General features: G+C 28.0%; 1 protein-coding gene. It reads left to right on the forward strand.

Features of this window, described 5'->3' with window-relative positions; translation table 11 throughout:
- Positions 1–134: 134 nt before the first annotated feature.
- Positions 135–254: DUF3173 family protein (locus Q5762_RS40235; protein ID WP_399495636.1), on the forward strand; the 120-nt coding region annotated here is incomplete at its 3' end.

A 254-nucleotide genomic window follows, 5' to 3' on the forward strand; every position in this document is an offset into this window, starting at 1 on the left:
ATATATCAGTTAAGAAAAATTTAGGGATGTTGGATTATACTATCATCATCCAAATATTTTTCATATTCATAATCTCCTAGAAAGCAAGCTTAGAAATGGGCTTGTTTTCATTTTTAATGCAAAGGAGAGAAAAGATGATAATAACAATAAATAAAGATGATTTAATACTTCTTGGATTTACTGAAGGAACCTCAAAACAAATAATTCGAAAAGGAAAAAAACTGCTCGTCGAAAGAGGCTTTGTAGTATATAAA

Origin of the sequence: Streptomyces sp. P9(2023) (assembly GCF_032436795.1) — a bacterium.
Classification (GTDB): domain Bacteria; phylum Actinomycetota; class Actinomycetes; order Streptomycetales; family Streptomycetaceae; genus Streptomyces.